The organism is Streptomyces sp. NPDC059009, from assembly GCF_042740175.1.
Taxonomy (GTDB): domain Bacteria; phylum Actinomycetota; class Actinomycetes; order Streptomycetales; family Streptomycetaceae; genus Streptomyces.
This window is the reverse complement of the sequence record NZ_JBHYJB010000047.1, coordinates 1-25,264: the sequence shown is the minus strand read 5'-3', so window position 1 is coordinate 25,264 and position 25,264 is coordinate 1. Positions and strand designations below refer to the sequence as shown.

Below are 25,264 nucleotides of genomic sequence, written 5' to 3'. Positions count from 1 at the left end.
GCCGAGTGCCACTGAGCGCGGCCACACATCGGCCTACAGTGCCGGGACCCCCGAACCCGAGCCGCGCACGGCCACCCGAAAGGACACCATCACGATGACCACGATTCCCCCCGGTCCCGACGGCCGCGCCGGAATCACCGCGGACCTGGTGCGCCGCCTGATCGCCGCGCAGTTCCCGCAATGGGCCGGGCTGCCCGTGGTGCCCGTGCCCATCGACGGCTGGGACAACAGGACTTACCGCCTCGGCGACCGGATGACGGTCCGGCTGCCGACCGCGGCCGGATACGTCCCCGCGGTCGGCAAGGAGCATGTGTGGCTGCCCCGGCTCGCCCCGCGGCTGCCGGTCGCGATCCCCTCGATCCTGGCCCAGGGCGAGCCGGGTGAGGGATACCCGTACCCCTGGTCGGTGCGCGGCTGGCTGGACGGTGAGACGGCGGTCCCGGAACGCATCGACGACATGGCCGAATTCGCCACGTCGGTGGGCGAGTTCATCCTCGCCCTCCAGCAGTGCGACGTCACGGGCGGCCCGGTCGCAGGGGAGCACAGCTGGTACCGGGGAACGTCTCCCGCGTACTACGACGACGAGACGCGCCGCTCCCTGAAGCTCCTCAAGGGAAGGATCGACACAGGTCTCGCGCAGGAGGTCTGGGAGGCCGCGCTCGCCGCCACCTGGACCGGTGAACCGGTCTGGTTCCACGGCGACATCTGGTCGGGCAACATGCTCGTGGAGCAGGGGAAGCTGACCGCCGTCCTCGACTTCGGGACCTCGGGTGTCGGCGACCCCGCCTGTGAACTGGTGATCGCCTGGGGCATGTTCAAGGGCGAGAGCCGCACGGCGTTCCGCGAGGCGGTCGCCCAGGACGAGGGGACCTGGGCGCGGGCACGGGGATGGGCCCTGTGGAAGTCCATGCTGGTCCTGTCGGAGTGCATCGACACGGACGAGGAGAAGGCCGCGGACAACCGCCGGATCATCGAGGAAGTCCTGGGCGACCACCGGTAGTCGGCTCTGATTCGCTGCCGCACTGCAATGCTTCCGTTGAGCCATCAACTTCCCAGGTCGGAAGGGGAGTTGAGCACTCCGGGACAGGGATTGAGAATTTATCGGCCCTCCCTACGCTCTGCGCAGAACGGATCCAGTCCCTCTCCTGCGCCCCGGGCATCCACGTGACCTACGTCATGCAACCCGCACTCCGCCCGCGGGGTTCACTTCAGGAAAAGGGCGAGGCGCGGCACGACGCTCGGCACTCAGCGATTGAGCACAGACAGTTCAGCGAAAGGCGACTGATCGTGCAGAAGACAGCGGGGGTACGCAGCACCGATCTGGGCCGGTTCCTCCAGAACCGACGCAGCGGGCTCAGGCCCGAGGACCTCGGGATCGACGACGACGGCAAACGCCGCCGCGTGGCCGGCCTGCGCCGCGAGGAGGTGGCCCATCTGGCGCGGGTCAGCGTCAACTACTACACGCGGCTCGAACAAGGCCAGAACCGCAGCGCCTCACCGGAGGTCCTCGACGCCCTGGCCACGGCCCTGTGCCTGAACCAGGGCGAGCGGGCTCATCTCCACGACCTGGCGCGGGTCGGCGGGAGCAGCAAGGCCGTGACACCGGCGGAACCCGTGCGCCCGGCGGTGGCCAGGATGGTCGCCGCCTACGAGCAGGGCCCGGCCGTCGTGCTCGGCAGGCAGGTGGACATCCTGGCCTGGAACCGGCTCGCCCACCTGCTGTTCTCCGGCCACCTGGACGTCCCGGAGACGGCCTGTGACGCCCAGCTGAACCTCGCCGAACTGGTCTTCCTCGAACCGGGCGCCCGGCAGCTCTACCCGTCGTGGGCGCACGAGGCCCGCGAGATGGCGGGCTATCTGCGCATGGTGGACGGCCGTTACCCGGGTGACGAGGGCCTGGCCGCACTGATCCGCCGACTGCGGCAGCAGAGCCCGGAGTTCGCCGAACTCTGGTCGGGGCACGTGGTGTGGGACAAGACGTACGGCACCCGCTGCCTGCACCACCCGGCCGTCGGCGCGATGACGCTGACCTTCGAGACGTTCCGCATGCCGGACACCCCGGACCAGTGCGTGATCCTGTACCAGGCCGAGGAGGGCTCACCGTCGGCGCGGGCCCTGCGCTCCCTGCTCACCGCCGACCGGGACGCGACGGACATCCGGACAACCGACAGGGGGAAACCGGATATCCGCCGCGCCCTTTGAACCGTTACCTCTCGCGAGGGAACGGGGGCTACACGGGGCTATGTGGAGAGAAAGTCCTCCAGCAACGTCGCCAGCGCAATGGGTGTCTCCACCATGGGGTAGTGGCCCGCATTGCCGATGACCGCGAGTTCGGCGTTCGGATAGTGCCGCATCCAGGTCTCCTTCATGGCGTCCGCGGTGACGGCCGGATCGTTCTCGCCGACGACTGCGAGCGCCGGTACCTCGGCGCCGGTGATCCGTGCCGAGAAATCGGTGGTGCGGAAGGAATCCAGATAGCTGCGGAACGCCTCCGGCCCCACCGCCTTCATCGACGCCTCCGCCCAGGAGTCCACCCAGTTCGCGGACAGCTTGTCGCCCGTGGTGAGGTTGATGATGATCCGCCGGTTCTCCACCTTGTGCGCGGCCTCGGCGAACAGGGGGAAGTCCGAGTCCGGTATCGGCATTCCGTTCGCGGGGACGGGGCTGAGGCCGATCAGCTTGCGCACCCGGTGCGGGGCCTTGAGGAGCACCTGCTGCACCGGCTGGCCGCCGAGTGAGTGGCCGATGAGGGAGAACTCCTGCCACCCCAAGTGGTCGGCGAGCGCGAGGACGTCCGAGGCGATCTCGTCGGTGCTGTACGAACCGGCCGCGTCGATCGCCTCGCTGAAGCCCCGCGCATCCATGAACGCGTACGAGAAGCGCGACCCGTCCAGATACGGCCACCAGGCGCGGAACGTCTCGTGGCCGCCGAACAGCGAGTGCAGCACGATCACCTTGTGCGGGCCGTCCCCCGTGACATGGGCGGGCGGAACGTAGCGGCCGGGTACGGACATGGTTTCCTCCGGAAGGGAATCGGGACGATCAGCGGTGTCGGTACCGGTACCGGCACCGCTGCCGGTACCGGGCCGGGGCACGAGGAGCCGGGTGAACTCGGAGAGCAGCTCGCCGAGGTCCTCGCGATGGCCGTGCAGGACGATGTGCCCGTCGGGGCGCACCAGATGGAACCCGGGCCGCTTGCAGTGCAGTTCACGGGCGGCCCGGCGCACCAGGTCCGCGGTGTGGCGGGTGCCGTGCCCCACCGCGGTCACATCGACGACGCGCACCGCACTCCCGTACGGGGCGGCCAACCGGCGCACGGCATCGGTGAGTTCGGCGCCACCCGGCTTCGCACCGGGCAGCACCAGGAGCGTGAACGGCACCGGATCGACGCCGGGACCCGCGAGACCCAGGCCGACGGAGAGCTCACGCGGCAGCGCCGCACCCTCGCGGGCATGCCGGCGCAGCGCCGACCTGACCGAGCACCAGTCGGCCCGCGGCCCGCGCCGGGCGCCCCGTGTCCCCTCTTCCGGACCGGGCGCGTACATCCAGCGCCGGCCGGCGGCGACCGGCAGATAGAACCGGTCGAGGACGCGCGTACGGTCCAGGACCCGCAGCACCGAGTCGCGCAGCGTGACCTGGGCGGTACCCGTCCACATCGCGGCCCGCGTCTGCAGATCGGTGTCGCGGACCACCGCGTCGGCCACCGTCGCCCGCTCGGGCGTGTACGTCGCCAGGAGCGCGGACCGCGCCTCGCCGCGGATCACCGAGGCCAGCTTCCAGGCGAGGTTCTGCGCGTCCTGCATCCCGGTGTTGAGGCCCTGACCGCCCATGGGGCTGTGCGCGTGCGCCGCGTCCCCCGCCAGGAACACCCGGCTCAGCTGGAACGACGCCGCACGGCGGCGGTGCACCCGGAACGTGGTGACCCAGTCGGGCTCGATCAGCCGCAGGCCCCCGGGGCCACGCTGATCGACCAGGCGCTGCATGTCGTCGAGCGTGCCCTCGGTGAGGTCCGCGGGCGCGTTGGTGAAGAAGCGGTACAGGCCGAACGGCTGCGGCACGATGGCCAGGACGCCCTGGCGCGACTGGTGGTAGTGGATCTCGTCGGGGTCCAGCGGATCGTTCGCGATACGAGCGTCCGTGATGAGGAAGCGGTTCTCGTACGTCGCGCCCTCGTACGCGATCCCCAGCTGGTTGCGGACCACGCTGGCCGCGCCGTCCGCGCCGATCACCCACCCCGCGGTGCAGCGCTCGACCGAACCGTCGGCGTGCTCCAGGGTCGCGGTGACCGATCCGCCGGGTGTGATCGCACCGGAGAAGTCGACGCCGTGCAGGGCGAGCAGGCGCACCTGCCGCTCGACGGTGCCGCCCAGGCCCTTCAGGCCCGCGGTGAGCAGCTCCTCGGTGAGCCGCTGGGGCAGACAGTACGGGGCCATGTCCTCGGCCATCCGCATGCGGGCCACCGGCTGCTTGTCCGAGTAGTACGTCATCTGCCGCAGCTTCACGGCGACTTCGCCCACACCGTCCGAAAGCCCCAGGTCCTGAAGGATGTCCAGGGTGCGCGGCCAGACGAGCATCGCCTTGGAATGCACGCTGGGGTGCGCGGCGGCATCGATGAGCCGCACCCTGACGCCGCGCCGCAGCAGCTCGCAGGCCGCGGTCAGCCCGGTCGGGCCGGCGCCGACGATGAGCACATCGCACTCGTTGTCGATGAACATGAAAGTCTCCTGCGTGCTTGCCGGTTGAGTCTTCTCAGCCGAAGGCCAGCGAAATGGCGAAGCTGTCCTCGTGCATGTGATAGCGGTCGATGAGCCCATCCGTGACATGCAGTTCCAGGGCGAATTCAGAGTCGAAACTCTTCCCCGTCGCATTGACCCGGTACCGGAACCGGCCGAGCACCACCGCAACCCCGTCATCGACCAGCGTGCGGTTGATGTCGAATTTCTCCGCAGTCATGTTCTCGCTGGCCATCCTGAAGAAATCACGCACCTCGGAACGCGTGGCTCTACGGCCCATCCAAGGAATGATTCCGGTGTCTCCCGGAGTGAACCAATCCACCGGTTCAGCAATCAATTCAAGGGCGTCTTCGACCGCTCCTGCACCGACCCTCGCGAAGAACTCATCGACGACTGCACGTGTGTTTGTGGGCATGGGTCGAACCGTAAGGAACACGGAATGGCATGAGACAGACCCAGCCAGTGGTACCCAACGCAGCCATATGAAGGGGCGGGTACTGGCTCGATTCCGCTCTTTCCCCGGATGCTCGTCGCCGAATCAACCGACAGGAAGCGAAAGGTCTCTCATGTCAACGATCAACAGCCCCGGGGAAACCCGGATCGAGGACCTCGAGGCCCCCGCCTCTGCGCCCTCGGCTCCGCGGATGACACGGCGCCAGAAGCTCGTCCTGGTGCTGCTCCTCGGCGCGCAGTTCACCCTCGCCGTCGATTTCTCGATCATGAATGTGGCTGTGCCGGTGATCGGCCGCGAACTCGGCTTCGCGCAGGAGAACCTGCAGTGGATCGCCACCGCGTTCGCACTCAGCGCCGCCGGGTTCAGCCTCCTCTTCGGCCGCATCGCCGACCTCGTCGGCGCCCGCAAGATCTTCCTGGCGGGCCTCGGCCTCCTCACCGCCGCCTCACTGCTCGGCGGCCTCGTCGACTCGGCGGGGCCCCTCCTCGCGGCCCGCGTCGCCCAGGGCCTGGCCACCGCCATGGTGACCCCGGCCGGCCTGGCACTGCTCACCACCTCCTTCCCCGAAGGGCCCCTGCGGGACCGGGCACTCGGACTCAACGGCGCCATGCTCTCGGCCGGCTTCACCTGCGGCGCCGTCCTCGGCGGCCTGCTCACCGACACACTCAGCTGGCGCTGGGGCTTCTTCATCAACGTACCCATCGGCATCCTGCTGATCGTCGTCGCCCCGATGCTGCTCAAGAAGACCCAGCCGCAGCGCGGCAGCAAGCTGGACATCCCCGGCGCCGTCGCCGTCAGCGCCGGACTCATCGCCCTCGTCTACGGCATCTCCCAGGCCGGCGAGCACGGCTGGGGCAACGCCTCCACGCTCGTGCCGCTCGCCATCGGCGCCCTGCTCCTGGTCGCCTTCGGCCTCATCGAACTGCGCGCACCCGAGCCGCTCGCCCCGCTGCACATCCTGTCCCGGCGCAGCGTCTCCTGGGGCAACATCGGCGGCGCCGCCACCTTCATCGGCTTCACCGCCATGATCTTCCTGCTCACCCTCTACCTGCAGGACGTCCTCGGCTACTCGCCGATGTCGACGGGCCTCACCTTCGGCGTCCTCGGCCTCGGCGCCTTCCTCGGCGGCGTCACCGCGCCCCGCTGGATCGGGGTGCTCGGCAGCAGCCACGCCGTCCTCGTCGCCGGTCTGCTCACCCAGGGCATCGCGGCCGGTGTGCTCTACTTCGCCGGCGGCGGGCGCGGCTGGCTCGGGCCCGTGCTGGCCCTGGCCTTCGTGAGCAGCTATGCCCACGTCGTCGCCATCGTCGGCTTCATGGTCACCGCGACCTCCGGACTCCCCAACGAACAGCAGGGACTGGCCACCGGCATCACCACGCTGACCCAGCAGGTCAGCATCACCATCGGCATCCCGATCATGAGCGCCATCGCGGTCGCCCAGATCCGGTCGATGAAGACCGCGTCCGCCAAGGCGGCAACGCTGGAAGGCATCAACGTCGCCATCCTCGCCAACGGCCTGCTCCTGGTGGGCATCGCGGCCCTCGTGGGCTTCTTCGTACACCGGCGCCGCACCCACGCCACCCCATCGGCCTGACCCGCGCCCCCACCCGCACACCGCCACCGGGGCCCTCGCGGCTCCGGCGGCGGGCCACCGGCGCCACAGCGCCCACCACCGCCACACCCACGGGGGACCGAGATGAACCGATCCACCACACCAGACAGCCTCCCGGACGCCGGCACCAGCGTCCTGATCGTCGGCGCGGGCCCCACCGGACTCCTGCTCGGCTGCGAACTGCGCCGCAGAGGCATCGACTGCACCGTCATCGACCAGGCACCCGCAATCGACCAGCGCACCCGCGCCGTCATGGTGCACGCCGCCAGCCTGGAAACCCTCTGCGACCTCGGCCTGCGCTCCGAGACCGAACGCCACGGCATCCGCCAGCAGCGCATCGCGTTCCACCTCCACCACGGGGCCGTCTACACCGTGGAGTTCTCCGGCCTAGACACCCCCTACCCCTACTACGTCAACATCCCCCAGCCCGCCATGGAGGCGATCCTCGCCCGCGCCTTCACCGAACGCGGCGGCCGGCTGCTACGGGCGGTGCGCTACCGCGGCCACCACGAGGACGCCGCGGCCCAGCACCTGACCGCCGAACTCACCGACGGCAAGGGCACCTTCCGCATCCAGGCCCGCTACCTCATCGGCGCCGACGGAGCCGCCAGCACCGTACGCGCGGCGCTCGGCCTCTCCTTCGACGGCACCACCTACCCCATGAGCTACCTCCTCGCCGAAGGCAGCCCCCAGCAGCGGCCCGACCCCGACACCTCGTCGATGCACATCGGACCTGACGGAGCGGTCTCCCTGCTGCCCCTGCCCGGCGGCAGCGTACGCGTCGCGGGACCGGCCACCGCCGACCTGCTCACCCGCGACACCGACGTCACCGCCGCCGCGTTCCGCGCAGCCGTCGACCGACTGGGCTTCGGGCCCGCGCTGCGCCTCACCCACACCGACCGCCTGGCCCACTACCAGGTGCACGAGCGGCTCGCCGCCCGCTTCCACCACGGCCGCACCGCCCTGGCCGGCGACGCCGCCCACCTCAACTCGCCCGCCGGCGGCCAGGCCATGAACACCGGCTTCGCCGACGCCGTCGCCCTGGCCTGGCGCCTGGCAGCCCTGGTGCGCGGACGGACCGGCGACGACCTGCTCGCCGACTACGCCCGCGAACGCCGGGCCGCCGCCACCGACGTCGCCCGCACCACGGGCGTCCTGCACCTCCTCCAGGCCATGCGGGACGCCACGACGCCGCACGCCCGCCGACACGTACAGGAGAGCCTCGACGGATACGCCGAGGCATGGAGCCAGCTCTATGCGACCTACCCCGCCGGCACCGAGTCCAGGACCCTCCTGCCGCGCCGCGAGACCCACCGGCTCGACGTGGGCGCCCGCGTCCCCGGCCACACCCCCGAAGCCGACGGCCCCACCCTGCTGCACCACCCCGCAGCCCGACCCGCACCCGGCCTCGCCCCACCCGGAACCCCCACCCGCCCCCTGACGACCCGTCAGGCGGCCTGGCTGCCCGCGGGAGCCCAAGCGGTCCTGGTCCGCCCCGACCGGCACGTCGCAGCCGTCATTCCCGCACCCGGGACGCCGCGCACACCGGACCACACCCGTGAGGAAGTACCCGCATGAGCCCCGGCACCATCACCATCACCGGAACGGGCAGCTATCTGCCCGCCACCCGCCTCGACATCGCCGACGCCGCCACCCGCTACAACGGCGACGGCGACCGCATCCGGGAGACCGGCTACGCCACCGTCTGCGCCGAAGACACGCTCTACCCCGCCGACATGGCCCTCGTGTCCGCCCGCAAGGCCCTCGACGCGGCGCACCTCGAACCCGGCCGGCTCGACCTCCTCGTGGTCACCGCCATCCACCGTCACGGCCACAAACGCCTCTGGTCGCCCGCCTCCTGGCTGCAGTCCCAGCTGGGCTGCGCACAGGCCCTGCCGCTCACCGTCAACCAGGGCTGCAACGGCCAGATGCTGGCCCTCGACCTGGCCGCCGGATTCCTCCAGGGCAAGCGGCAGGGCAACGTACTCGTCGTCGCCGCCGACCAGTTCGCCTCCTCCGGATTCGACCGGTTCACCGCCGACTACGGCATCGTGTACGGCGACGCCGCGGCCGCCGCCGTCCTCAGCACCGGCCACGACACCGGCGGCTGGCGCGTCCTGGCCCGGCACACCGTGTCCGCCCCCGAACTCGAGGGCCTGCACCGGGGCGACGCCCCGGCCCCCGAGCGGCCCGAACTCCTCGCCGCGGAACACGACGTACGCGCCGCCAAGAAGCGCTTCCTCACCGCACACGGCAAGGACCGGCTGCGCGACTCCACCCGCGCCGCCGTCCGCGAGATCCGCACCGCACTCCTCCCGGACGGCGACGACCCGCGCCTGCGCCGCATCGTCTACCCCAACCTGGGACTTCCGCTGCTCACGGAGAACTACTTCCCCGAATTCCCCGGCGGCGCCGAACGCTCCCTGTGGGACTTCGGCCGCACCGTCGGACACCTCGGCAGCGGCGACCAGATCGCCGGCCTCGACCACCTGGCCGCCCACACCCACCTCACCACCGGCGACCGGGTCCTCCTCCTCGGCGCGGGCGCCGGATTCACCTGGACCGGAGCCCTGCTCGAACGCGACTGACGGCCCGAACCCACCGCCACCGGCCCGCCCCCCCCACGACAGCAGCAGACCCCAGCAGCACCAGCCCCCTCCACGGCACCAGCACCGCACCAGCCCAACCCACCGCACCAGCAAGCCCCATCACAGAAAGCAGACCAGCCATGACCGCGACCGTCATCGAGATGCCGACACTCAGCTACACCCGCACCGTCGACCGGGCCCTCGTCCACCGGGACTCGCTCGGCGAGGTATTCCTCACCGACCTGCAGCCGGTCGGCGACTCCAGCTACGCCGCCGGCGCCCAACTCCCGCGCTCACACGCCTACTACGGCGACCACCTGCTGCGGCCCAGCACCTACGACCCGGTGCTGCTCCTCGAGGCGTGCAGGCAGTCCGCCCTCGCCGGCGCCCATGCCTTCTACGCGGTCCCCGAGGACCACAAGTTCATCCTCACCCACCTGCGGATCCATCTGACCCGGCCCGAGCGGATCGTCGTCGGCACGGCCCCCTGCGCACTGTCCCTGCACGTCACGGTCACCGGCCACCGCAGGCGCGACGGCCGCACCACCGGTCTCGACTACGACATGGACCTGGGGGTCAAGGGCACCAGCATCGGCCGGGCCTCGATCGGCCTGCGCTTCAAGTCCCCGGCTAACTACCTGGAGTTGAGGCTGAACAACCGCGACGGCAAGCCACTGCCCACCTCGGCCACCTACCCACAGGGTCCGCCCGGGACCCCCGTGGAGCCGTACCTCGTCGGCCGCGCCAACGCCGACAACGTCGTCCTCACCGACGCCACCAGCCACGGCAGCACGGCCACCGCCACCTTGCGCATCCCCGGCAGCCACCCCAGCATGTTCGACCACCCCCAGGACCACCTGCCCGGCATGGTCATCGCCGAAGCCGCCCGCCAGCTCGCCCTGTTCGGGGCCCTGGACGTCCACGGCATGTCCCCGTCCCGCACCTTCCCCACCGACCTGTCCGTGACCTTCAGCAGGTTCGGCGAACTGGAGCACACCACGCACCTCACCGCCGAGGTCGGCGAACAGCGCAGCACCGACCCCGACGCCACCGGCGCCTACTACACCCAGGGCGGCATGGTGGAGCTCGGCGATCCGGACCAGACAGGCATCGACCAGGTGCCGGTACGCGTCGAAGCCACCCAGAACGGCGCCTCCCTGTGCGTCTTCTCCCTGTCCTTCTCCCGCATCGGAGCACAGGGCTGATGAGCCGCCACACCACCGCGGCAGGCACCATGACGGCCGACACCGACACCGACACCGACACCGACACCGACACCGGCACCGGCACCGGCGCCGCGGCGTTCTTCGACGTGGACGAGACCCTCATCCGCCCCAAGAGCATGTTCAGCTTCCTGCGCTTCCACCTGAACCGGCGCGGCGAACCCGACAGCACCTACGACCGCCTCACCACACCGCTGCACCGGGCCGCCGCGCAGGGCGTACCCCGGTCCGAGATCAACCGCCGCTACTACCGCCTGTACGCCGGGGAGAGCGCGGCCCGCCTCGCCGACGCGGGCCACGCCTGGTTCGACGCCGAACTGACCACGGGCGACCTCCTGATCCCCGAGACCGCACACCGCCTCCACCAGCACAGACAGCGCGGCGACTTCGTGGTCCTCCTGTCCGGCTCCTTCTACGCCTGCCTCGACCCGCTCGCCCGCCACACCGGCGCCGACTGGGCCATCGGCACCCGCCCCGTGATCCGCGACGGACTCCTCACCGGCGACGTCGTGACCCCGATGATCGGCACAGCCAAGGCGCGCGCGGCCCGCATCGTCGCGGCCTGCCACGGCCTCGACCCCGCCGCGTGCACCGCATACGGCGACCACCACAGCGACATCGAACTGCTCGCCTCCGTCGGCACACCCGTGGCCGTCGGCGCGGACCCCGTACTCGGCGCACACGCGCGGCGGCACGGCTGGGAGCGGCTCGCCGCACCGTCGTACCCCCTGGCACCCGCCGCCCCCTGATGCCCCACCCACGCCCAGGAGAGGCCATGCACCATCCCATAGGAATCGTCAGCACCGGCTCCCACCTGCCCGACCAGGTGGTGAGCAACGAGGAGATCGCCCGCACCGCGGGCGTCACCGACGAATGGATCGTCCGAAAGACCGGCATCCGCGAGCGCCGCCGCGCCGCCCCTCATGAGGCGACCTCCGACCTCGCCGCCGCGGCCGCCCGGCGCGCGCTCGAACAGAGCGGCCTGCGGCCCTCAGACATCTCCTACATCGTGGTCGCCACCTCCACCCCCGACCACCCACAGCCCGCGACCGCCGCCATCGTGCAGCACCTCATCGACGCCAGGGCTGCCGCCTGCTTCGACATCAACTCCGTGTGCAGCGGCTTCGTCTACGCCCTCGCCATCACCGAACGCATGCTCCGCGCCGACGGCGGACAGGGCTACGGCCTCGTCATCGGAGCCGACATCTACTCCCGGATCCTCGATTACACCGACCGCAAGACGGCGATCCTCTTCGGCGACGGCGCGGGGGCCGTCGTAGTGGGGCCCGTCCCCGAAGGATCCGGCGTCACCCACACCAGCCTCCAGACCCGAGGAGACGCACACGGCCTCATCCGCGTGCCCGCCGGCGGCAGCCGGCTCCCCGCCGCACCCGAGACCCTCGCCCAGGGCGGGCACTACTTCCAGATGGACGGACGCGGCGTCCGCTCCTTCGTCCACGAACACCTGCCCGCCGCCGTCGCCGGACTCCTCGAGGAGGCCGGCACGGCCGGCGACCGTATCGCCCACTTCGTTCCGCACCAGGCCAACGGCGCGATGCTCACGGAAGTCTGGCCGAGCCTCGGACTCGGCTCCGCCACACTGCACATGTCCCTCGAGTGGTACGGAAACACCGGCGCCGCCTCCGTCCCCGTCACCCTCGACGAGGCACACCGCGCGGGCCGTCTCGCCGAAGGCGACCTGATGGTGCTCAGCGCGTTCGGCGGCGGCATGTCCATCGGCACGGCGCTCATGAGCTGGGCCCCCACGGCCCACTCCACGCCGCCCACCGCCACACTGCCCCTGGCAGAACGCTGCCGCGGCATCCTGCCCCTCCTGCCTGCCGGCCTCGCCACGATGTAACGGCCGTCCCAGGAGCCCCTCCCGCCCCACCTACCCGATGCCGCTCACGCCCACCCCGGGCCCTGAGCGGCATCGGCACACCCGGCCCCGCCCGCCCCGGCCCCGGCCCCGCACCGCTCACCCCCCGTCGGGCAGCCACCCCTCCCGCTCCGCCATGGCCACCGCCACCTCCGCGAAGCGCGCCGCGACAGGCGACAACTCGCCCTCGGACAACACCAGTTGAACCCACAGCGGCGGCACCCCACGCAGCGGAATCCACCGCAGCCAGTCCGCGAGACCATCCGCCGACGCCTCACCCACCACACCCACCACCCGGCCATCCCGCAACAAGCGCTGCGTCGGATCGAAGGAGACCGGCCGCTCCACCAGAGCCGGCTGCACCCCCGCCTGCCCGAACAGCTCCACCAGACCGTCGTAATGTCCCGGATTCGCCTCCCGCGAGTGCACCAGCACCGGGAACTCCGCCACCTCCGCCACCCCCACCTCCGCCGCCCCCGCCAGCGGATGCCCATCCGACACCAACACCCCCCGACGCTCCGCCCGCAACGACCGCAACCGCACCCCCGGCACCGCCACGGCCGACCGCGCCACCCCCACATCCGCCGAACCGGCAAGCACCGCATGCGCGATGTCCGGGGTACGCGTCACCTCCGCACCCACCTGAATCTCCGGATACACCGCCGCAAGCGCCTCAACCAGCTGCGGCACGGTCCCGTACCCGGCACTCGCGCTGTACGCGAGCCGCAGCCGCCCCAGCTCACCACGCCCCGCACGCCGCGCCGCGTCCCACACCTCGTCCAGCGCCGCGAGCGCCGCCGCCCCACGATCCCGAACGGCCCGCCCCGCCTCCGTCAGCCGCACCACCCGCGTCGTACGGAACAGCAACCGCACCCCCAACTGCCCCTCCAGCTGGCGGATCTGCGCACTCAGCGCCGGCTGCGCGATGTGCAGCCGCGCCGCGGCACGCGTGAAGTTCTCCTCCTCCGCCACCGCCAGGAAATAACGCAACAACCGAGCCTCAGGAGTCACCCGCCCAGACTATGCGGGTGGCAGCCCATTCATAACCACCGCTTCTGAACCCATAGCCACCTGGTCTTTCCCTCCACCCCAGGCGCCTTCCTACCGTGAAAGGCATGACGACGACACCCCTCCCCGACACCATGCGCGCCTACGTCGGGACCCCCGACGGACCCCGACTGCGCACCGTCCCCCTGCCCGAACCCGCCCCCGACGAGGCCCTCGTACGCGTCGAGGCATTCTCCGTCAACCGCGGCGAACTCCGCCTCTTCGCCAAGCGCGCCGAAGGCTGGCGCCCCGGCCAGGACCTCGCCGGACACATCGTCCGCGAAGCGGCGGACGGCAGCGGCCCCGCCCTCGGCACCCGCGTCGCCGCCATGGCCGACTTCGGCGGCTGGGCCCAGTACACCGCCGTCCCCACCCACCGCATCGCCCACATCCCCGACGGAGTCGAAGCCAAGTCCGCGGCCACCCTCGGCGTCGCCGGACTCACCGCCCTGCGCGCCCTGCGCCGCGGCGGACCACTGCTCGGCCGACGCGTCCTCATCACCGGCGCCAGCGGCGGCGTCGGCTCCTTCGCCGTCCAACTCGCCGCCGCCGAAGGCGCCGAAGTGACCGCACTCACCGGCACCCACCGCACCCTTGACCTCAAGGCACTCGGCGCCACCCACACCGTCACCTCACTCGCCCAGGCCGAAGGCGACTTCGACCTCATCCTCGAATCCGTCGGCGGAGAAGTCCTCGTCGCCGCACTCAAACGACTCGCGCCCCTCGGCAACCTCGTGCTGCTCGGCACCTCATCGGGACGCACCGCAGCCCTCTCCATCGCCTCCTTCGTGCCCCACGCACACCAAACCCTCCACCCCTTCTGGGTCTTCGGCTCCGGCGAATCCGTCACCGAAGACCTCACCCTGCTTCTGCGCACCATCAAGAACGGACAGATGACCCCCGTCCTGGGCCACACCGAACCCTGGGAGCGACTGCCCGAGGTGATGACCGCCCTACGCGAACGGCGCCTCTCCGGCAAAGCCGCCCTCCTCGTCGACAGCGCGGTCTGACATGGCCCGCATCGCCATCGCCTCCGCCGCCCACAAGGCATCGACCGGCACCATCACCGCCACCCACGCCGCCTCCCGCGGCCACGACATACGGTTCATCCCCGATATCGAGGACACCGCCACCCTCGTCCCCGCACTCCACGGCGCCGACGCCCTCATCCTCGTACCCAAACGCGGCGACGCCCGCCGCCACACCGAACACGCCACCCACCTCCTGCTGCGCGAAGCCACCCGCGCCCCGCACCCACCCCAGATCGTCCTGCTCAGCTCCTTCGCCGTCGGCCACGGCCCCGCCCATCCGCTCAACCGCACCAGCACCACGCTCCTGCCCAGCCGCATCGCCGCCGAACAAGCCCTCCGCACCGGCGGACTGCCCTACACCATCGTCCGCCCCACCTGGATGACCGACGACCCACCCGCATCCCACGCCCTGACCCTCACCCAACACCCCCACACCGACGGCATGGTGGCCCGCGCCGACATCGCCGCCACCATGGTCGCCGCCGTGGAACAACCCACCGCCCGCGGCACCACCTTCGCCCTCTACAACGAACCCGGCGAACCCCTCACCGACTGGGCCGCCGCCTTCGCCGGCCTCCACCACGACCCCGCCACCGCAACACCCGCCCCCCGCCCCGCCAAGGAGCCGGCATGACCACCACCACCCACACCCTGCCCGCCGCCCAACACGCCTGGGAAGCAACCTTCGACCACGACGAGGAAGGCCGCCCCCTCGCCCCCCGCCACCACCGGCTCCTCATGCTCGACGTCACCGGCACCCCCACCGCCGCCGACGCCGACCACCTCGAAACCACCCTGCGCACCCTCGAACAGGAACTGCCGCACGGCCCCACAGGCATGCTCACCTGCATCGGCTGGGGACCCGGCTGGTTCGAGCAGCACACCGGCCACCGCTCACCCGTCGCCCGCCCCGCCCCCATGGCCCGCTGGGAGAACCCCCGCCTCGAAAGCTACGACGCCTGCCTCCACCTCGCATCCGACAACGAAGACATCCTCGCCGACATCACCGACCGCCTCTTCGGCGACGGCCCTCTCGACCAGCGAGAACGCCTCCAACTCACCGACCTGCGCACCGGATTCGTCGGACGCGGCCTCCCCGCGGCCCGCAGACCAGACGCCGCCATCCCCGACCGAGCCCCCCTCATGCTCGGCTTCCACTCCGGACTGCGCGGCAACCAAGCACCCGAAGACAGCATCACCATCACCACCGGACCCCTCACCGGCGGCACCACCATGCACGTCAGCTACATCGACCTCGACACCGACAGCTGGTACGAACAAGACCCCGACACCCGAAGCGCCCAGATGTACTCCCCGCACATCAGCGCCGACCAGGCCGAACGCCTCGCCGACGACGCCAAGAGCGACGCCGACACCCTGCCCGCCACCGCCGCCGCCCACGGCCGCGTAGGCCACGCCCAGGCCACCGGACGAGCCCGGCTCGGCGGCGTCCCCCGCATCAACCGCAGAGACTTCGCCACCCTCGACCACGGCACCCCCGGTACCCACTTCGTGTCACTGCAGCGCACCATGGAGGACTTCAACGCCACCCGGGCCGTCATGAACGCGGGCGACGCCCCCACCCACCACGCCCGCATCGGAGTACGACGCCGCAACGGCATCAACGCCTTCATGGAAGTACGCAGCCGCGCCACCTTCGCCGTACCCCCACGCCGCGACCGCGCCTACCCTCTTCTCACCGCACGCGACTGAACATGACCCCTCAACGACCCTTCAGCGCGCGACACACCTCGGCGACAACTCCTCGAGCAGCCGCTGCGACACCGACCCCGGCTCCGCACTGAACACCAGCGCCCGCGCCCCGCACTGATCCTCATGCTGCAGCACCACACGCGACAGCTCCAGAAAGCCCACCGCGGGATGCTCGAACAGAGCAGCCCCGCCCCCATCCGGGCACCCCGCGCTCCGGACCGCGGGATCGGACCACATGGCCTCGAACTCACCGCACAGCCCGGTGAGTTCAGCGACGACTCCCGCCAGCCTCCGATCCCGCGGAAACCGCACGGCAGCCTGCCGCAGCCCTGCAACCACCCACGCCGCCTCACCCGCCCAATCCGCGAAGAGCCTCCGAGTACGCGCCTCGAGAAACAACATCCGCGCCAGGTTCACCCCCACACCTCGATCCGAAGGCGCATCCGGATCCACATACGCATCCGGATCCACGTACGCATACGGCAAAGAAGGCTCACTCCGGTGCAAATGCCAGGCCAGCAGCGCACGTCCCAGAGGATTCCAGGCCACGATGTCCCAGCGATGATCGACCAACACCACCGGCAATGACGGCAACGACTCCGGCACCCGCCGCAGACGGCAGCTCTCCGCCGACGAAGCCTGACTGCCCGCCAGTTCGAGCAGCCGCACCCGGTGAGCCTCATCAAGACGCAATGCCCGTGCCAGCGACTCGAGTACCGACACCTCCACACCGTGCGCAAGCCCCTGCTCGATCCGCGTGTACTGATCCAGACTGATCCCCGCCAACCGCGCCACCTCCTCACGCCCCAAGCCACCAGCCGAAAGCAGCCCTGCACCACCCCGCAGCCCGACCTCCCCCGGCGACACGCGACGGCGCTGCAGACGCAGGAAATCCCCTAAACAGGCAGATGAGTCCATGCCAGGAGTCTCCCGCGCCGACACTCCTGAGCGCACCCAGGGAAACTGCCCCAGCCGGTCATCCGATCCGTGCCCGGAGCACCACCTTCAGTAGGCAGCGAACGCTTTTGCGGAACGGCCACAAGAAGGGGGAGGGGGCCCCGGAAGGCGCGGCCCGTGGAAGGGGAGGTCCGTGGAAGGGGAGGTCCGTGACAACGGACGAGGAACTGCTCACCCATGAAGGAGCGGGTCGACGACAGCACCGGGCGCTCCGACACGCCCGCGCCCTGCCCGGGCTGAGCGGAGCCCGGGCAGGGCGCTGAGACGGGGTGCGATGCGGCGAGATCAGTTCATGTACCCCAACTGGAAGGCGAGGAGGGTGAGTTGGGTCCGATTGGTCGCACCGGTCTTGCCACGCAGGCGACGCAGATACGTGTCGACGGTATGTGGGCTGATCTTCAACTGGCGGGCGATGGACCAGTAAGTGTCGCCGCCCGCGAGGAGCGTGAGGACCTGCTGCTCGCGGTGGGTGAGAGCGGGCGGAGTGGCAACGGTTTCGGTCATGACGGACTCCAGGACGGACGGAGAGGGAGAGCGGGGCGGGGCAAGGCGGGCCCGGGCGGGGGTCAGCCGCCCCAGGAGCTGTCGTTGCAGGGGCCGGACGGGGGGCAGACCGAGGTGTGGCCGTCGTCGCTCGAGGTCGCCTCGGCGGCCGGCGCGGAGCGCACCGTCGACGTCGCGGGGAGCGGAGCTGCGGCATGCGCGACGGCGGGGGCGCCGGTCACGAGGACCGCGGTGAACAGCGCGGATACCGACAGACGGCGACGCAACGACGGGCGATTCATGGCAACTTCTCCTGTTCGTCGTCCGGATTCCCAAGTGGCCGGGAATCCGTCGTGTTCGGACGAGGAACAGCCTGTGCCGGTGCCTATCCTGACCGCGAGGGTCCGGGCGCCTCACCAAAGTGCCTGACAGTAAAGCGACAGGGGAACAGAAATGGGCAAAGGCGGACAGGAGGGGGCTTCGGGGTCCGCGACCGGGGACATAGCGGAGGTTCCTTCGAGCGAGGCGCCGCCGGGCAGAACCCCTTCGGACGGCGAAGACGCGACCGCCGCGCCAGAAGACAGACCGCCAGCCGCAGGAACAGCGGCAGAGACAGCCACAGAGGCACCGGCAGAGGCAGCCACAGAGACAGACGCGTCAACGGAGCACGACACCGACCCTCTCGTCTACTCCTGGGTGCTCGAACACCACACCGCCGACCCCGACGCCCTCGCCACAGGCATCGGCATCCCCCGCGACGCCGCCGAGCGCAGCGTCACCCGCCTGCACGCCGCCGGGCTGCTGCAGGCCGACCCCGAGAACGAAGGCACCGTCTTCGCCGTCGCACCCGAGACCGCATCAGCCCGCAGAGCGGCCCCACTGGAAGCCCGCATACGCGAGGAGCAACGCGAACTCGCAGCCATACAGGCCGAGTTGGACCGCTTCCTGCCCTACTACCACCTACGCCACACCTCCTCCGCGGCCCTCGACGTACTGGCCAACGTCCAAGAGGTACGCGCCGCCCTCAACAGGGCATCGGCCCGCTGCAGAACCGAGATGCTCACCAGCCAGCCCGGCGGCGGCTCCCGCGTCCCCGAAGCGATGCAGGAAGCGCTCGGCCGCGACCGCGCCATGCTCGAACGCGGCATCAGCATCCGCACCCTGTACCACCACACAGCCCGCTTCAACGGCCCCAGCCAGGCATACGTCGCCGCAGCGTCCGCACTCGGAGCGCAGTACCGCACCTGCCACGTCCTGTTCGGACGGCTCATCGTCTTCGACCGCGAACTCGCCTTCATCCCGGTGCAGGACGACTCCTGGGGCGCCGTCGCCATCCGCGAACCCGCGACCGTCTCCTACCTCTGCCAGATCTTCGAGCACGCATGGGAACAGGCCAAGCCGTTCGCGGACGCCGCAAGCCAGGGCCTCGAAGAAGTGGCCAACGAGATCCACGAGACGATCCTCCGGCTGCTCGCCGCGGGCCTCAAAGACGAGGCCATCGCCCGACGGCTCGGCATGTCACTGCGCACCGCCCGCCGGCACATCGCCGACATCATGGAGGAACTGGACGCGGCCAGCCGCTTCCAGGCCGGGGCCGCGGCCGCCACCCGCGGACTGCTCGACCGGGATTCCCCCGCCCCCGCATAGCCGCGTACGGGCAAGCGCCGGTCCCGGATTCTCGTGACTGTCGGGCCCCTGCGGCGTACGGCATGGTGGTGGCGACAGACATGCCCCCCACGGCGCCCGGTCGGAGACACCCCATGCGTCACCTGCAAGAACTCGCCGCCTTCCTCTCCGTCCACCTCGGTCGGCGCCCCGGCATCATGTGGGCGGAAGAAGACCACCCCGCCTATCTGGACACGGTGACCGCCGCCGACCTCGACGCCCTGGCCGACGGAATCACCCGCCTCACCGGACACACAGCACGGTGCATCCGCCCCGACGACATCTCCCACGTCTCCCGCACCACCGAGGGCACGGCCTGCACACACACCCTGGTCCACCAGACGGCAGGCGCCGGCAGCTGGCAGCTACGGGCCGCCCCCGACACCCCACCCACCCTGCGCTGCCGCCTGCTCCCCGGCGAGGTCCTCTACATTCCCCCGGGCCACACCTGGACCACCGAACTCACCGCGCACGCACGGTACTTGCTCACATACCTCGACGAGCAGTCCTGAACGTGTCCCTGCGAACCGGTCCATGACTGCCGGTACCGAAAATACGTGACTATTCCCCCTCACCCCGATCCGGCAAAGTTATTCCTGCGAACGAGAGAACGGCCCGAAAGAAGAGCCCAACTCTCCGGACGCACAAAAGACTTCGGGAATCCCAACAGGGGATGACCGGCTACCGGAAAGAGGTAATTGAGATGGCGAAGGTTCTGCGTGCCCTCGGTGCGAAGTCCAAGGTCGGCGGCCGTTACATCCACTTCGACGCGTCCGCTGTCCCGCAGCCCCGCATGGGCGGCCGCTACATCCACTTCGACGCCGCCTGATCAGACCGGTCGACAGGCGGGCCCGGAACGGCCCTTGACCCAAGGGCCGTTCCGGCCCCCCGGACACCGCACCACACCACAACAAAGGGTGATGACAGTGACAATGGCCGAGGCGCTCACAACACCAGCCGGTACGGAAATCCCCGGCCCCCGCGGCCGGCCATGGGTGGGCAACGTGCCCGACTACGAGAAGAACCGCATCCGCTTCCTGCAGGAAAACCACAAGCGATACGGCGACTTCTTCCGCTTCGACGCGGCATCAGTAGTAGTCCGCGACCCGGACGCCATCCACGACTGTCACACCCGCACCAACACCGACTTCGTCTCCGAAGAAGCGATCATCTCCGACGCCCCCCTCTCCAACGCCCAAGCGGGCCCCTGGATGCAGGCACGCCGACCGGCATGGAAAGCCATGCGCCCCAAATCCTGCCTGCCCTACGGCAGACAACTCACCGACGCATTCGCCGCCACCCTCCACCAAACCGCCGGGCAATTCTTCGACCCCCAACGGGTCTTCACCGACTACACCAGCGCCGCGCTCACACACATCTGCCTCGGCGAGGACAGCCCCCGCGTCGTCAGCGCCGTCGAACAGCGATTCCAGGCATTCATGGTCCTGATGAACCGCTCATGGCAGCGCCCCCGCTGGCTCCCCGACCCCGCCCTGCGCCGCGCCCAAGAGGCAGACCGCGAACTCAACGCCCTGCTGCGCGAACGCCTGGAGCGCACCACCGGACCCGGCACCGACCTGGCCTCGATGCTCATGGACGCCGACCTCGGCATGAAAACCGCCGCAGGCTTCCTGAAAGGCACCCTCCTCGCAGGCTACGGCGTCCCCGCGATCTCACTAGCCTGGATCGCACACGCCCTGGCCGACAACCCGGAACTCGCCGAGCGCGTCTCCGCCGAGGCCCGCGCAGAACCCGACCTCACCGAGGCATACGGCGCCGGCCGCCTCCCGCTGGCCGAAGCACTCGTCAAGGAACTGCTGCGGCTCTACCCACCCACCTGGCTCATGGGCCGCCGCGTCTACCGCAACACCGAACTACGCGGCCGACACCTGAAACCGGGCGAGACCGTCCTGTTCAGCCCCTACCTGGTCCAACGCGACCCACGCTGGTGGGGCGAACGAGCCGACACCCTCGACCCCGACCGGTGGCTCGCCGACACAAGCGGCGGCGCCCGACACCGCCACGCCTACATCCCCTACAGCGGCGGCACCCGCGTCTGCATCGGCAGCGCCCTCGGCAACACCCTGCTCGTCCTGTGCACCGCGCACCTGGCCGCCCACCACCACGTCGAACCGGACCCCTCGGCGGCCGTGCACCCCCACTTCGGCACCATGCTCACCCCGCGCGGCCTACGCCTGCGCTGCCGCCCCCGCCACACCACCTGAGCCCAAGCAGCCCAAGCAGCCCAAGCAGACCGAGCAGGCCGACCAGCCCGAGCAGACCGAAAAGAGCTACCGGTGATCGACAACGAAGAGACCTACGGCACGCGCTGGGCCCACACCTACGACACCATGATCGCCGAGACCATCGGCGACACCGCGGCGAACGAGGCCGCCGACGCCCTCGCCACCATCGCCCGCACCACCGGCGCCACCGAACCCACCGCACTCGAACTCGGCGTCGGCACCGGCAGAGTGGCCGTCCCGCTCGCCGAACGCGGCATCCGCGTCCACGGCGTCGACCTCGAACCCGCCATGCTCGACATCCTCAAGGACAAGGCACAACACCTCGACGGCCAACTCACGCACGCCATCGGCGACATGACCGTGGCCGCCGACCTCACCACCCCGGACGCCACCACCCCATACGACCTCGTCTACTGCGTCTTCAACACCCTCGGCTCCCTGGCGGACGGCAACGCCCAGCGCGCCTGCCTGACAGCAGCCGCCTCCGTACTCGCCGACCACGGCCGCTTCGTCATCGAGATCCCCGTACCGATGCTCGACACGTTCTCGCGCTCCGGCCGCCGCACCGCCCACCTCGGCCGCCGCGGCGAAGGAGTCTGGCTGGAAACCGCCCGCCACGACCCCATCAGCCAAACCATCTCCCTCGAATCGATCGTGCTCTCCGAGAAGAACGGCGTGCAGATCCAGCCCGTCCACTACCGCTACACCTGGCCCAGCGAACTCGACCTCATGGCCGAACTCGCCGGACTCCGCAGAATCTCCCGCCACGCCGGCTGGGCAGGACAGCAATTCACCCCCCGCACCGTCTCCTACGTAGCCCAGTACGAACGGATCCCCAGCTGATGGGCCGCACGTACCGCCTGCTCACGGCCGCCGCCGCGATCACCTCCCTGGGCAACTCCGGGGCCATGGTCGCGGCGGCGTTCGCCGTACTGCACAGCGGCGGAACCGCCACCGACGTAGGACTCGTAGCCGCAGCCCGCACCATCCCACTCATCGCGTTCCTGCTCATCGGCGGCGCCGTCGCCGACCGACTCCCACGCCACCGCGTCATGGCCGCCGCCAACACCCTCAACTGCTGCTCCCAAGCCACCTTCGCAGCCCTCGTCCTCACCGGCACACCTCCCATCTGGCAGATGGCCCTGCTCGCCGCACTCGGCGGCACCGGACAAGCCTTCTTCGCCCCCGCCGCCGAAGGCATGCTGCTGTCCTGCGTACCGCGCGAACAAGCAAGCCGCGCCTTCGCGTCCTTCCGCATCGGCGTCAACGGCGCCACAATCACCGGCGCCGCACTCGGCGGCGCACTCACCGCCTACGCCGGACCAGGCTGGGTCCTAGCCGCCGACGCAACAGCCTTCGCCCTAGCCGCAGCGCTCCGCTCCGCCCTCCACACCAACGACATCCCACCCCGCACACACCGCAGCAAAACCCTCCTCCAAGACCTCCACGAAGGCTGGCAAGAAGTAGCCGACCGCCGCTGGCTATGGGTGATCATCTCCCAATTCGCCATAGTCAACGCGGCGTTCGCCGCAACCCAATCCGTATACGGCCCCCTCGTCGCCCGCGAACACCTCGGCGGCGCAGCCACCTGGGGCACCGCACTCGCCGCATTCGGAGCAGGCACACTCCTCGGCGCACTACTCATGACCCGCTGGAAACCCCGCCGCATGCTCCTCGTCGGCGCCTGCGGCTCCCTCATGGCCGCCCTCCCCCCAGCAGCACTAGCCACCACCCTCCCCCCACCCGCACTCGCCGCCACAATGACCGCCAGCGGCATCGGCGTCGAGATCTTCGCAGTCACCTGGATGACCGCCCTGCACCAAGAGATCCCCGCCGACAAACTCTCCCGAGTCTCCTCCTACGACTGGCTCGGCTCAGTCGGCATGGTCCCCATAGCAACAGCCCTAGCAGGCCCCATACAAAACCTGACCGGCACCCCAACCGCACTATGGGGCAGCACAGCCCTCATCACCCTCCTCACCCTGGCAGCCCTGACCGTCCCAGACGTACGCCACCTCACCCGCGAAACAGCCCACACCCGGATAGAACGCCAAGCTGCACAGCCCACGACCGCCCGACCCCTTGGAGCCCGGGCGAACCCCTCTCAGCGAGCCGTGCCCTCGCCACCTCCCAGCCGTTCCTGAAGCAGGAACAACCCGAAGACCACTTACGGAGGGGCCGAAGTGCCGGGCCACACCCACGACTTCGGATAATGCGGAGCCCACGGCATACCCGTCGACGAAGCCCTGGCCCACCAACTCGACCGCCTAGCAGGCGGCATCGCCTCCCCCCATCACCACCAAACGCGGCCTGATGCAAAGTCCCTGCAGACGGGCGCTAGATGGTCTTCGTCGCGAGAATGGCACCACATTTTCGGACTCATGGAATGGGTGGTACAAGGAGTGACGGATAAAGTTTGGGGCACTGGAGTTTCTGCCCAGACATATCGTTTCTGATATAGTCGCGGTATGAGTCTGGATTATTCCCGGATGCGGAACATCGCTGATGATCTCTCGGAGTTCGCTCAGCATCTCGAAGGTTCATGGACGGTGGAGATCGGCGCTGGTGGTCCGGTCATGATGATGATGAGTCCGGTCAATCGGCACGAGAGGATTGCTGGCAGGGTCCGTGACCAGATCAACCAGCAGGTCGGCGTGACGCATCCGGGGTGGGTTGCGGAGACCGGACCCGAAGTAGAGGATCCGAGGATTGGTCGTCTGCGCCGGCCTGATGTTTTGGTGTGTGACGAGAGCGCGCTCGATTCTGATCGGGATTCCCTCGCTCCGCATGAGGTGCTGGCATGCGTTGAGGTGGTGTCGAAGTCCAACCCGAACAATGATTACGTCGACAAGATGGCTGACTATCCTGCCATGGGTATCAATCTGTACATGATTGTTGATCCGCGGGATGGCACGATCTCTGTTCACGACGAGCCATACCACGGTAGGTACCAGAACAGCGAGCCTTACATTTTTGGTGACATTGTCCCTTTCGGCCAGTGGCGGATTGATACTGGAGCCTTTCGCAGGTATGGCAAGGATGACGACGAATGAGGCTTGCGCAGCTGAGGGAGCGAGCTGGTCTAACTCAGGCAGAGGTCGCTATGCGTATGGGCACGGCTCAACCTAATATCTCGCGCCTGGAGCGCCTTCCAGTTGAAGAAATAAGTCAGCGTCAGCTCCGCCGTTACCTTGAAGCTCTGGGTTCCCAACTCGTCCTTGTAGCCCTCGACTTGGCAGGGGAAGAGATTCCTCTCACCACGTAATGTTAGGGTCAATCTAGTAACCCCGGTCTGCCTTAGAATTTGCGGAGAGAGTTGCAGGTAGATTCGATTATTGCGTCACGGAGTGATGCAGCATCAACTCGCCTTTTGGGTAGAAGAGTTGCTATGGCATGTAGTTTCTTTGCTCTTGTGTTGGGCAAGCTATCTTCTGACGCACCGTCAGTTTGTTTACGGTGGAAGGGCCCTACGCGCGTTGCTGCTAGTGGTAGGAATTCGCGGAGCGAATTCCGTCTGGCTGAATCGCGGAGCGATTCAAGCCCTGCGTCACGGAGTGACGCAGCATCAATTCCGTTGCGGAGCAATGGAATTGGCCGCACGGAGTGCGGCAGGGTTCCGCCGCGTAGCGGCGG

The 25,264-nt window shown here is 69.5% G+C and carries 25 protein-coding genes; 19 read left to right on the top strand and 6 right to left on the bottom strand.

All coding sequences use genetic code 11. The features are described from left to right. Nucleotides 1-94: 94 nt before the first annotated feature. Together ACFWYM_RS36435 and ACFWYM_RS36430 are read left to right on the top strand one after the other, a co-directional pair. On the top strand, nt 95-1,000 hold the full coding sequence (locus ACFWYM_RS36435) for an aminoglycoside phosphotransferase family protein (protein ID WP_384847059.1): 906 nt from the start codon (nt 95-97) through the stop codon (nt 998-1,000). A gap of 287 nt (nt 1,001-1,287) precedes the next feature. Then, nucleotides 1,288-2,202 (top strand): helix-turn-helix transcriptional regulator, encoded by a 915-nt coding sequence (locus tag ACFWYM_RS36430; protein WP_384847057.1) that lies wholly within the window; start codon nt 1,288-1,290, stop codon nt 2,200-2,202. A 38-nt stretch (nt 2,203-2,240) separates the two neighbouring features. On the opposite strand, the gene ACFWYM_RS36425 is transcribed toward ACFWYM_RS36430, so the two are convergent. Together ACFWYM_RS36425 and ACFWYM_RS36420 are read right to left on the bottom strand one after the other, a co-directional pair. After that, a complete protein-coding gene (locus ACFWYM_RS36425) occupies nt 2,241-4,715 on the bottom strand; it encodes an alpha/beta fold hydrolase (protein ID WP_384847055.1) in 2,475 nt (824 codons plus the stop codon). A 34-nt stretch (nt 4,716-4,749) separates the two neighbouring features. Beyond that, nucleotides 4,750-5,148, bottom strand: a complete 399-nt coding sequence (locus ACFWYM_RS36420; protein WP_384847053.1) for a nuclear transport factor 2 family protein — start codon at nt 5,146-5,148, stop codon at nt 4,750-4,752. Nucleotides 5,149-5,377: 229 nt separating this feature from the next. Here ACFWYM_RS36420 and ACFWYM_RS36415 point away from each other — a divergent pair, with 229 nt between their 5' ends. The 6 genes from ACFWYM_RS36415 (at nt 5,378) to ACFWYM_RS36390 (ending at nt 12,471) form a co-directional block, all read left to right on the top strand. After that, nucleotides 5,378-6,781, top strand: a complete 1,404-nt coding sequence (locus ACFWYM_RS36415; RefSeq protein WP_384847051.1) for an MFS transporter — start codon at nt 5,378-5,380, stop codon at nt 6,779-6,781. Between the two features lie 102 nt (nt 6,782-6,883). Beyond that, entirely contained in the window at nt 6,884-8,377 is a 1,494-nt protein-coding gene (locus ACFWYM_RS36410) for an FAD-dependent oxidoreductase (RefSeq protein ID WP_384847049.1), read from the top strand. Beyond that, nucleotides 8,374-9,387, top strand: coding sequence for a ketoacyl-ACP synthase III family protein (locus ACFWYM_RS36405; protein ID WP_384847047.1), 1,014 nt, complete (start codon nt 8,374-8,376; stop codon nt 9,385-9,387). Before ACFWYM_RS36410 ends, ACFWYM_RS36405 begins: the two co-directional genes overlap by 4 nt. Before the next feature lie 140 nt (nt 9,388-9,527). Then, entirely contained in the window at nt 9,528-10,592 is a 1,065-nt protein-coding gene (locus tag ACFWYM_RS36400; RefSeq protein WP_384847045.1) for a ScbA/BarX family gamma-butyrolactone biosynthesis protein, read from the top strand. Then, complete coding sequence (locus ACFWYM_RS36395; RefSeq protein WP_384847043.1) at nt 10,592-11,359, top strand: HAD family hydrolase; 768 nt, start codon at nt 10,592-10,594, stop codon at nt 11,357-11,359. The genes ACFWYM_RS36400 and ACFWYM_RS36395 overlap by 1 nt, the downstream gene beginning before the upstream one ends. 26 nt (nt 11,360-11,385) lie before the next feature. Beyond that, nucleotides 11,386-12,471 (top strand): 3-oxoacyl-ACP synthase III family protein, encoded by a 1,086-nt coding sequence (locus ACFWYM_RS36390; protein ID WP_384847041.1) that lies wholly within the window; start codon nt 11,386-11,388, stop codon nt 12,469-12,471. Nucleotides 12,472-12,588: 117 nt separating this feature from the next. On the opposite strand, the gene ACFWYM_RS36385 is transcribed toward ACFWYM_RS36390, so the two are convergent. Further along, on the bottom strand, nt 12,589-13,500 hold the full coding sequence (locus tag ACFWYM_RS36385; RefSeq protein WP_384847039.1) for a LysR substrate-binding domain-containing protein: 912 nt from the start codon (nt 13,498-13,500) through the stop codon (nt 12,589-12,591). 104 nt (nt 13,501-13,604) lie between these two features. Here ACFWYM_RS36385 and ACFWYM_RS36380 point away from each other — a divergent pair, with 104 nt between their 5' ends. Genes ACFWYM_RS36380 through ACFWYM_RS36370 form a run of 3 tightly spaced genes read left to right on the top strand, consistent with a single transcriptional unit; the run spans nt 13,605 to nt 16,280 of the window. Then, the gene (locus ACFWYM_RS36380; RefSeq protein WP_384847037.1) at nt 13,605-14,546 is read left to right on the top strand and encodes a zinc-binding dehydrogenase; all 942 of its coding nucleotides are present in this window, start codon (nt 13,605-13,607) and stop codon (nt 14,544-14,546) included. Nucleotide 14,547: 1 nt separating this feature from the next. Next, on the top strand, nt 14,548-15,201 hold the full coding sequence (locus ACFWYM_RS36375) for an NAD(P)H-binding protein (protein ID WP_384847035.1): 654 nt from the start codon (nt 14,548-14,550) through the stop codon (nt 15,199-15,201). After that, complete coding sequence (locus ACFWYM_RS36370) at nt 15,198-16,280, top strand: hypothetical protein (protein WP_384847033.1); 1,083 nt, start codon at nt 15,198-15,200, stop codon at nt 16,278-16,280. Before ACFWYM_RS36375 ends, ACFWYM_RS36370 begins: the two co-directional genes overlap by 4 nt. Before the next feature lie 21 nt (nt 16,281-16,301). On the opposite strand, the gene ACFWYM_RS36365 is transcribed toward ACFWYM_RS36370, so the two are convergent. The 3 genes from ACFWYM_RS36365 to ACFWYM_RS36355 all read right to left on the bottom strand — a co-directional run bounded on the left by ACFWYM_RS36365 (nt 16,302) and on the right by ACFWYM_RS36355 (nt 18,022). Next, the gene (locus ACFWYM_RS36365) at nt 16,302-17,198 is read right to left on the bottom strand and encodes a helix-turn-helix transcriptional regulator (protein ID WP_384847031.1); all 897 of its coding nucleotides are present in this window, start codon (nt 17,196-17,198) and stop codon (nt 16,302-16,304) included. Between the two features lie 324 nt (nt 17,199-17,522). After that, a complete protein-coding gene (locus ACFWYM_RS36360; protein ID WP_384847029.1) occupies nt 17,523-17,741 on the bottom strand; it encodes a response regulator transcription factor in 219 nt (72 codons plus the stop codon). Nucleotides 17,742-17,803: 62 nt separating this feature from the next. Next, on the bottom strand, nt 17,804-18,022 hold the full coding sequence (locus ACFWYM_RS36355) for a hypothetical protein (protein ID WP_384847027.1): 219 nt from the start codon (nt 18,020-18,022) through the stop codon (nt 17,804-17,806). 394 nt (nt 18,023-18,416) lie between these two features. Here ACFWYM_RS36355 and ACFWYM_RS36350 point away from each other — a divergent pair, with 394 nt between their 5' ends. The 8 genes from ACFWYM_RS36350 to ACFWYM_RS36315 all read left to right on the top strand — a co-directional run bounded on the left by ACFWYM_RS36350 (nt 18,417) and on the right by ACFWYM_RS36315 (nt 24,896). Beyond that, complete coding sequence (locus ACFWYM_RS36350; protein ID WP_384847025.1) at nt 18,417-19,367, top strand: LuxR C-terminal-related transcriptional regulator; 951 nt, start codon at nt 18,417-18,419, stop codon at nt 19,365-19,367. A 113-nt stretch (nt 19,368-19,480) separates the two neighbouring features. After that, nucleotides 19,481-19,897, top strand: coding sequence for a hypothetical protein (locus ACFWYM_RS36345; RefSeq protein WP_384847023.1), 417 nt, complete (start codon nt 19,481-19,483; stop codon nt 19,895-19,897). Between the two features lie 191 nt (nt 19,898-20,088). Continuing rightward, the gene (locus ACFWYM_RS36340; protein ID WP_384847021.1) at nt 20,089-20,214 is read left to right on the top strand and encodes a hypothetical protein; all 126 of its coding nucleotides are present in this window, start codon (nt 20,089-20,091) and stop codon (nt 20,212-20,214) included. 91 nt (nt 20,215-20,305) lie between these two features. After that, on the top strand, nt 20,306-21,610 hold the full coding sequence (locus ACFWYM_RS36335) for a cytochrome P450 (protein WP_384847019.1): 1,305 nt from the start codon (nt 20,306-20,308) through the stop codon (nt 21,608-21,610). Nucleotides 21,611-21,682: 72 nt separating this feature from the next. After that, complete coding sequence (locus ACFWYM_RS36330; RefSeq protein ID WP_384847017.1) at nt 21,683-22,474, top strand: class I SAM-dependent DNA methyltransferase; 792 nt, start codon at nt 21,683-21,685, stop codon at nt 22,472-22,474. Next, on the top strand, nt 22,474-23,775 hold the full coding sequence (locus ACFWYM_RS36325) for an MFS transporter (RefSeq protein WP_384847015.1): 1,302 nt from the start codon (nt 22,474-22,476) through the stop codon (nt 23,773-23,775). The genes ACFWYM_RS36330 and ACFWYM_RS36325 overlap by 1 nt, the downstream gene beginning before the upstream one ends. A gap of 324 nt (nt 23,776-24,099) precedes the next feature. After that, nucleotides 24,100-24,684, top strand: coding sequence for a Uma2 family endonuclease (locus ACFWYM_RS36320; protein ID WP_384847013.1), 585 nt, complete (start codon nt 24,100-24,102; stop codon nt 24,682-24,684). Next, entirely contained in the window at nt 24,681-24,896 is a 216-nt protein-coding gene (locus ACFWYM_RS36315) for an XRE family transcriptional regulator (protein ID WP_384847011.1), read from the top strand. The genes ACFWYM_RS36320 and ACFWYM_RS36315 overlap by 4 nt, the downstream gene beginning before the upstream one ends. Nucleotides 24,897-25,264 lie beyond the last annotated feature (368 nt).

Bases quoted from the DNA above. Each gene is read 5' to 3' on its own strand.
- ACFWYM_RS36435 (WP_384847059.1), top strand. From the start codon at position 95: ATGACCACGATTCCCCCCGGTCCCGACGGCCGCGCCGGAATCACCGCG.
- ACFWYM_RS36395 (WP_384847043.1), top strand. From the start codon at position 10,592: ATGAGCCGCCACACCACCGCGGCAGGCACCATGACGGCCGACACCGAC.
- ACFWYM_RS36420 (WP_384847053.1), bottom strand. From the start codon at position 5,148: ATGCCCACAAACACACGTGCAGTCGTCGATGAGTTCTTCGCGAGGGTC.
- ACFWYM_RS36340 (WP_384847021.1), top strand. From the start codon at position 20,089: ATGGCGAAGGTTCTGCGTGCCCTCGGTGCGAAGTCCAAGGTCGGCGGC.
- ACFWYM_RS36375 (WP_384847035.1), top strand. From the start codon at position 14,548: ATGGCCCGCATCGCCATCGCCTCCGCCGCCCACAAGGCATCGACCGGC.
- ACFWYM_RS36425 (WP_384847055.1), bottom strand. From the start codon at position 4,715: ATGTTCATCGACAACGAGTGCGATGTGCTCATCGTCGGCGCCGGCCCG.
- ACFWYM_RS36400 (WP_384847045.1), top strand. From the start codon at position 9,528: ATGACCGCGACCGTCATCGAGATGCCGACACTCAGCTACACCCGCACC.
- ACFWYM_RS36335 (WP_384847019.1), top strand. From the start codon at position 20,306: ATGACAGTGACAATGGCCGAGGCGCTCACAACACCAGCCGGTACGGAA.
- ACFWYM_RS36325 (WP_384847015.1), top strand. From the start codon at position 22,474: ATGGGCCGCACGTACCGCCTGCTCACGGCCGCCGCCGCGATCACCTCC.
- ACFWYM_RS36415 (WP_384847051.1), top strand. From the start codon at position 5,378: ATGACACGGCGCCAGAAGCTCGTCCTGGTGCTGCTCCTCGGCGCGCAG.
- ACFWYM_RS36365 (WP_384847031.1), bottom strand. From the start codon at position 17,198: ATGGACTCATCTGCCTGTTTAGGGGATTTCCTGCGTCTGCAGCGCCGT.
- ACFWYM_RS36390 (WP_384847041.1), top strand. From the start codon at position 11,386: ATGCACCATCCCATAGGAATCGTCAGCACCGGCTCCCACCTGCCCGAC.
- ACFWYM_RS36370 (WP_384847033.1), top strand. From the start codon at position 15,198: ATGACCACCACCACCCACACCCTGCCCGCCGCCCAACACGCCTGGGAA.
- ACFWYM_RS36320 (WP_384847013.1), top strand. From the start codon at position 24,100: ATGAGTCTGGATTATTCCCGGATGCGGAACATCGCTGATGATCTCTCG.
- ACFWYM_RS36410 (WP_384847049.1), top strand. From the start codon at position 6,884: ATGAACCGATCCACCACACCAGACAGCCTCCCGGACGCCGGCACCAGC.
- ACFWYM_RS36405 (WP_384847047.1), top strand. From the start codon at position 8,374: ATGAGCCCCGGCACCATCACCATCACCGGAACGGGCAGCTATCTGCCC.
- ACFWYM_RS36345 (WP_384847023.1), top strand. From the start codon at position 19,481: ATGCGTCACCTGCAAGAACTCGCCGCCTTCCTCTCCGTCCACCTCGGT.
- ACFWYM_RS36360 (WP_384847029.1), bottom strand. From the start codon at position 17,741: ATGACCGAAACCGTTGCCACTCCGCCCGCTCTCACCCACCGCGAGCAG.
- ACFWYM_RS36380 (WP_384847037.1), top strand. From the start codon at position 13,605: ATGACGACGACACCCCTCCCCGACACCATGCGCGCCTACGTCGGGACC.
- ACFWYM_RS36355 (WP_384847027.1), bottom strand. From the start codon at position 18,022: ATGAATCGCCCGTCGTTGCGTCGCCGTCTGTCGGTATCCGCGCTGTTC.
- ACFWYM_RS36315 (WP_384847011.1), top strand. From the start codon at position 24,681: ATGAGGCTTGCGCAGCTGAGGGAGCGAGCTGGTCTAACTCAGGCAGAG.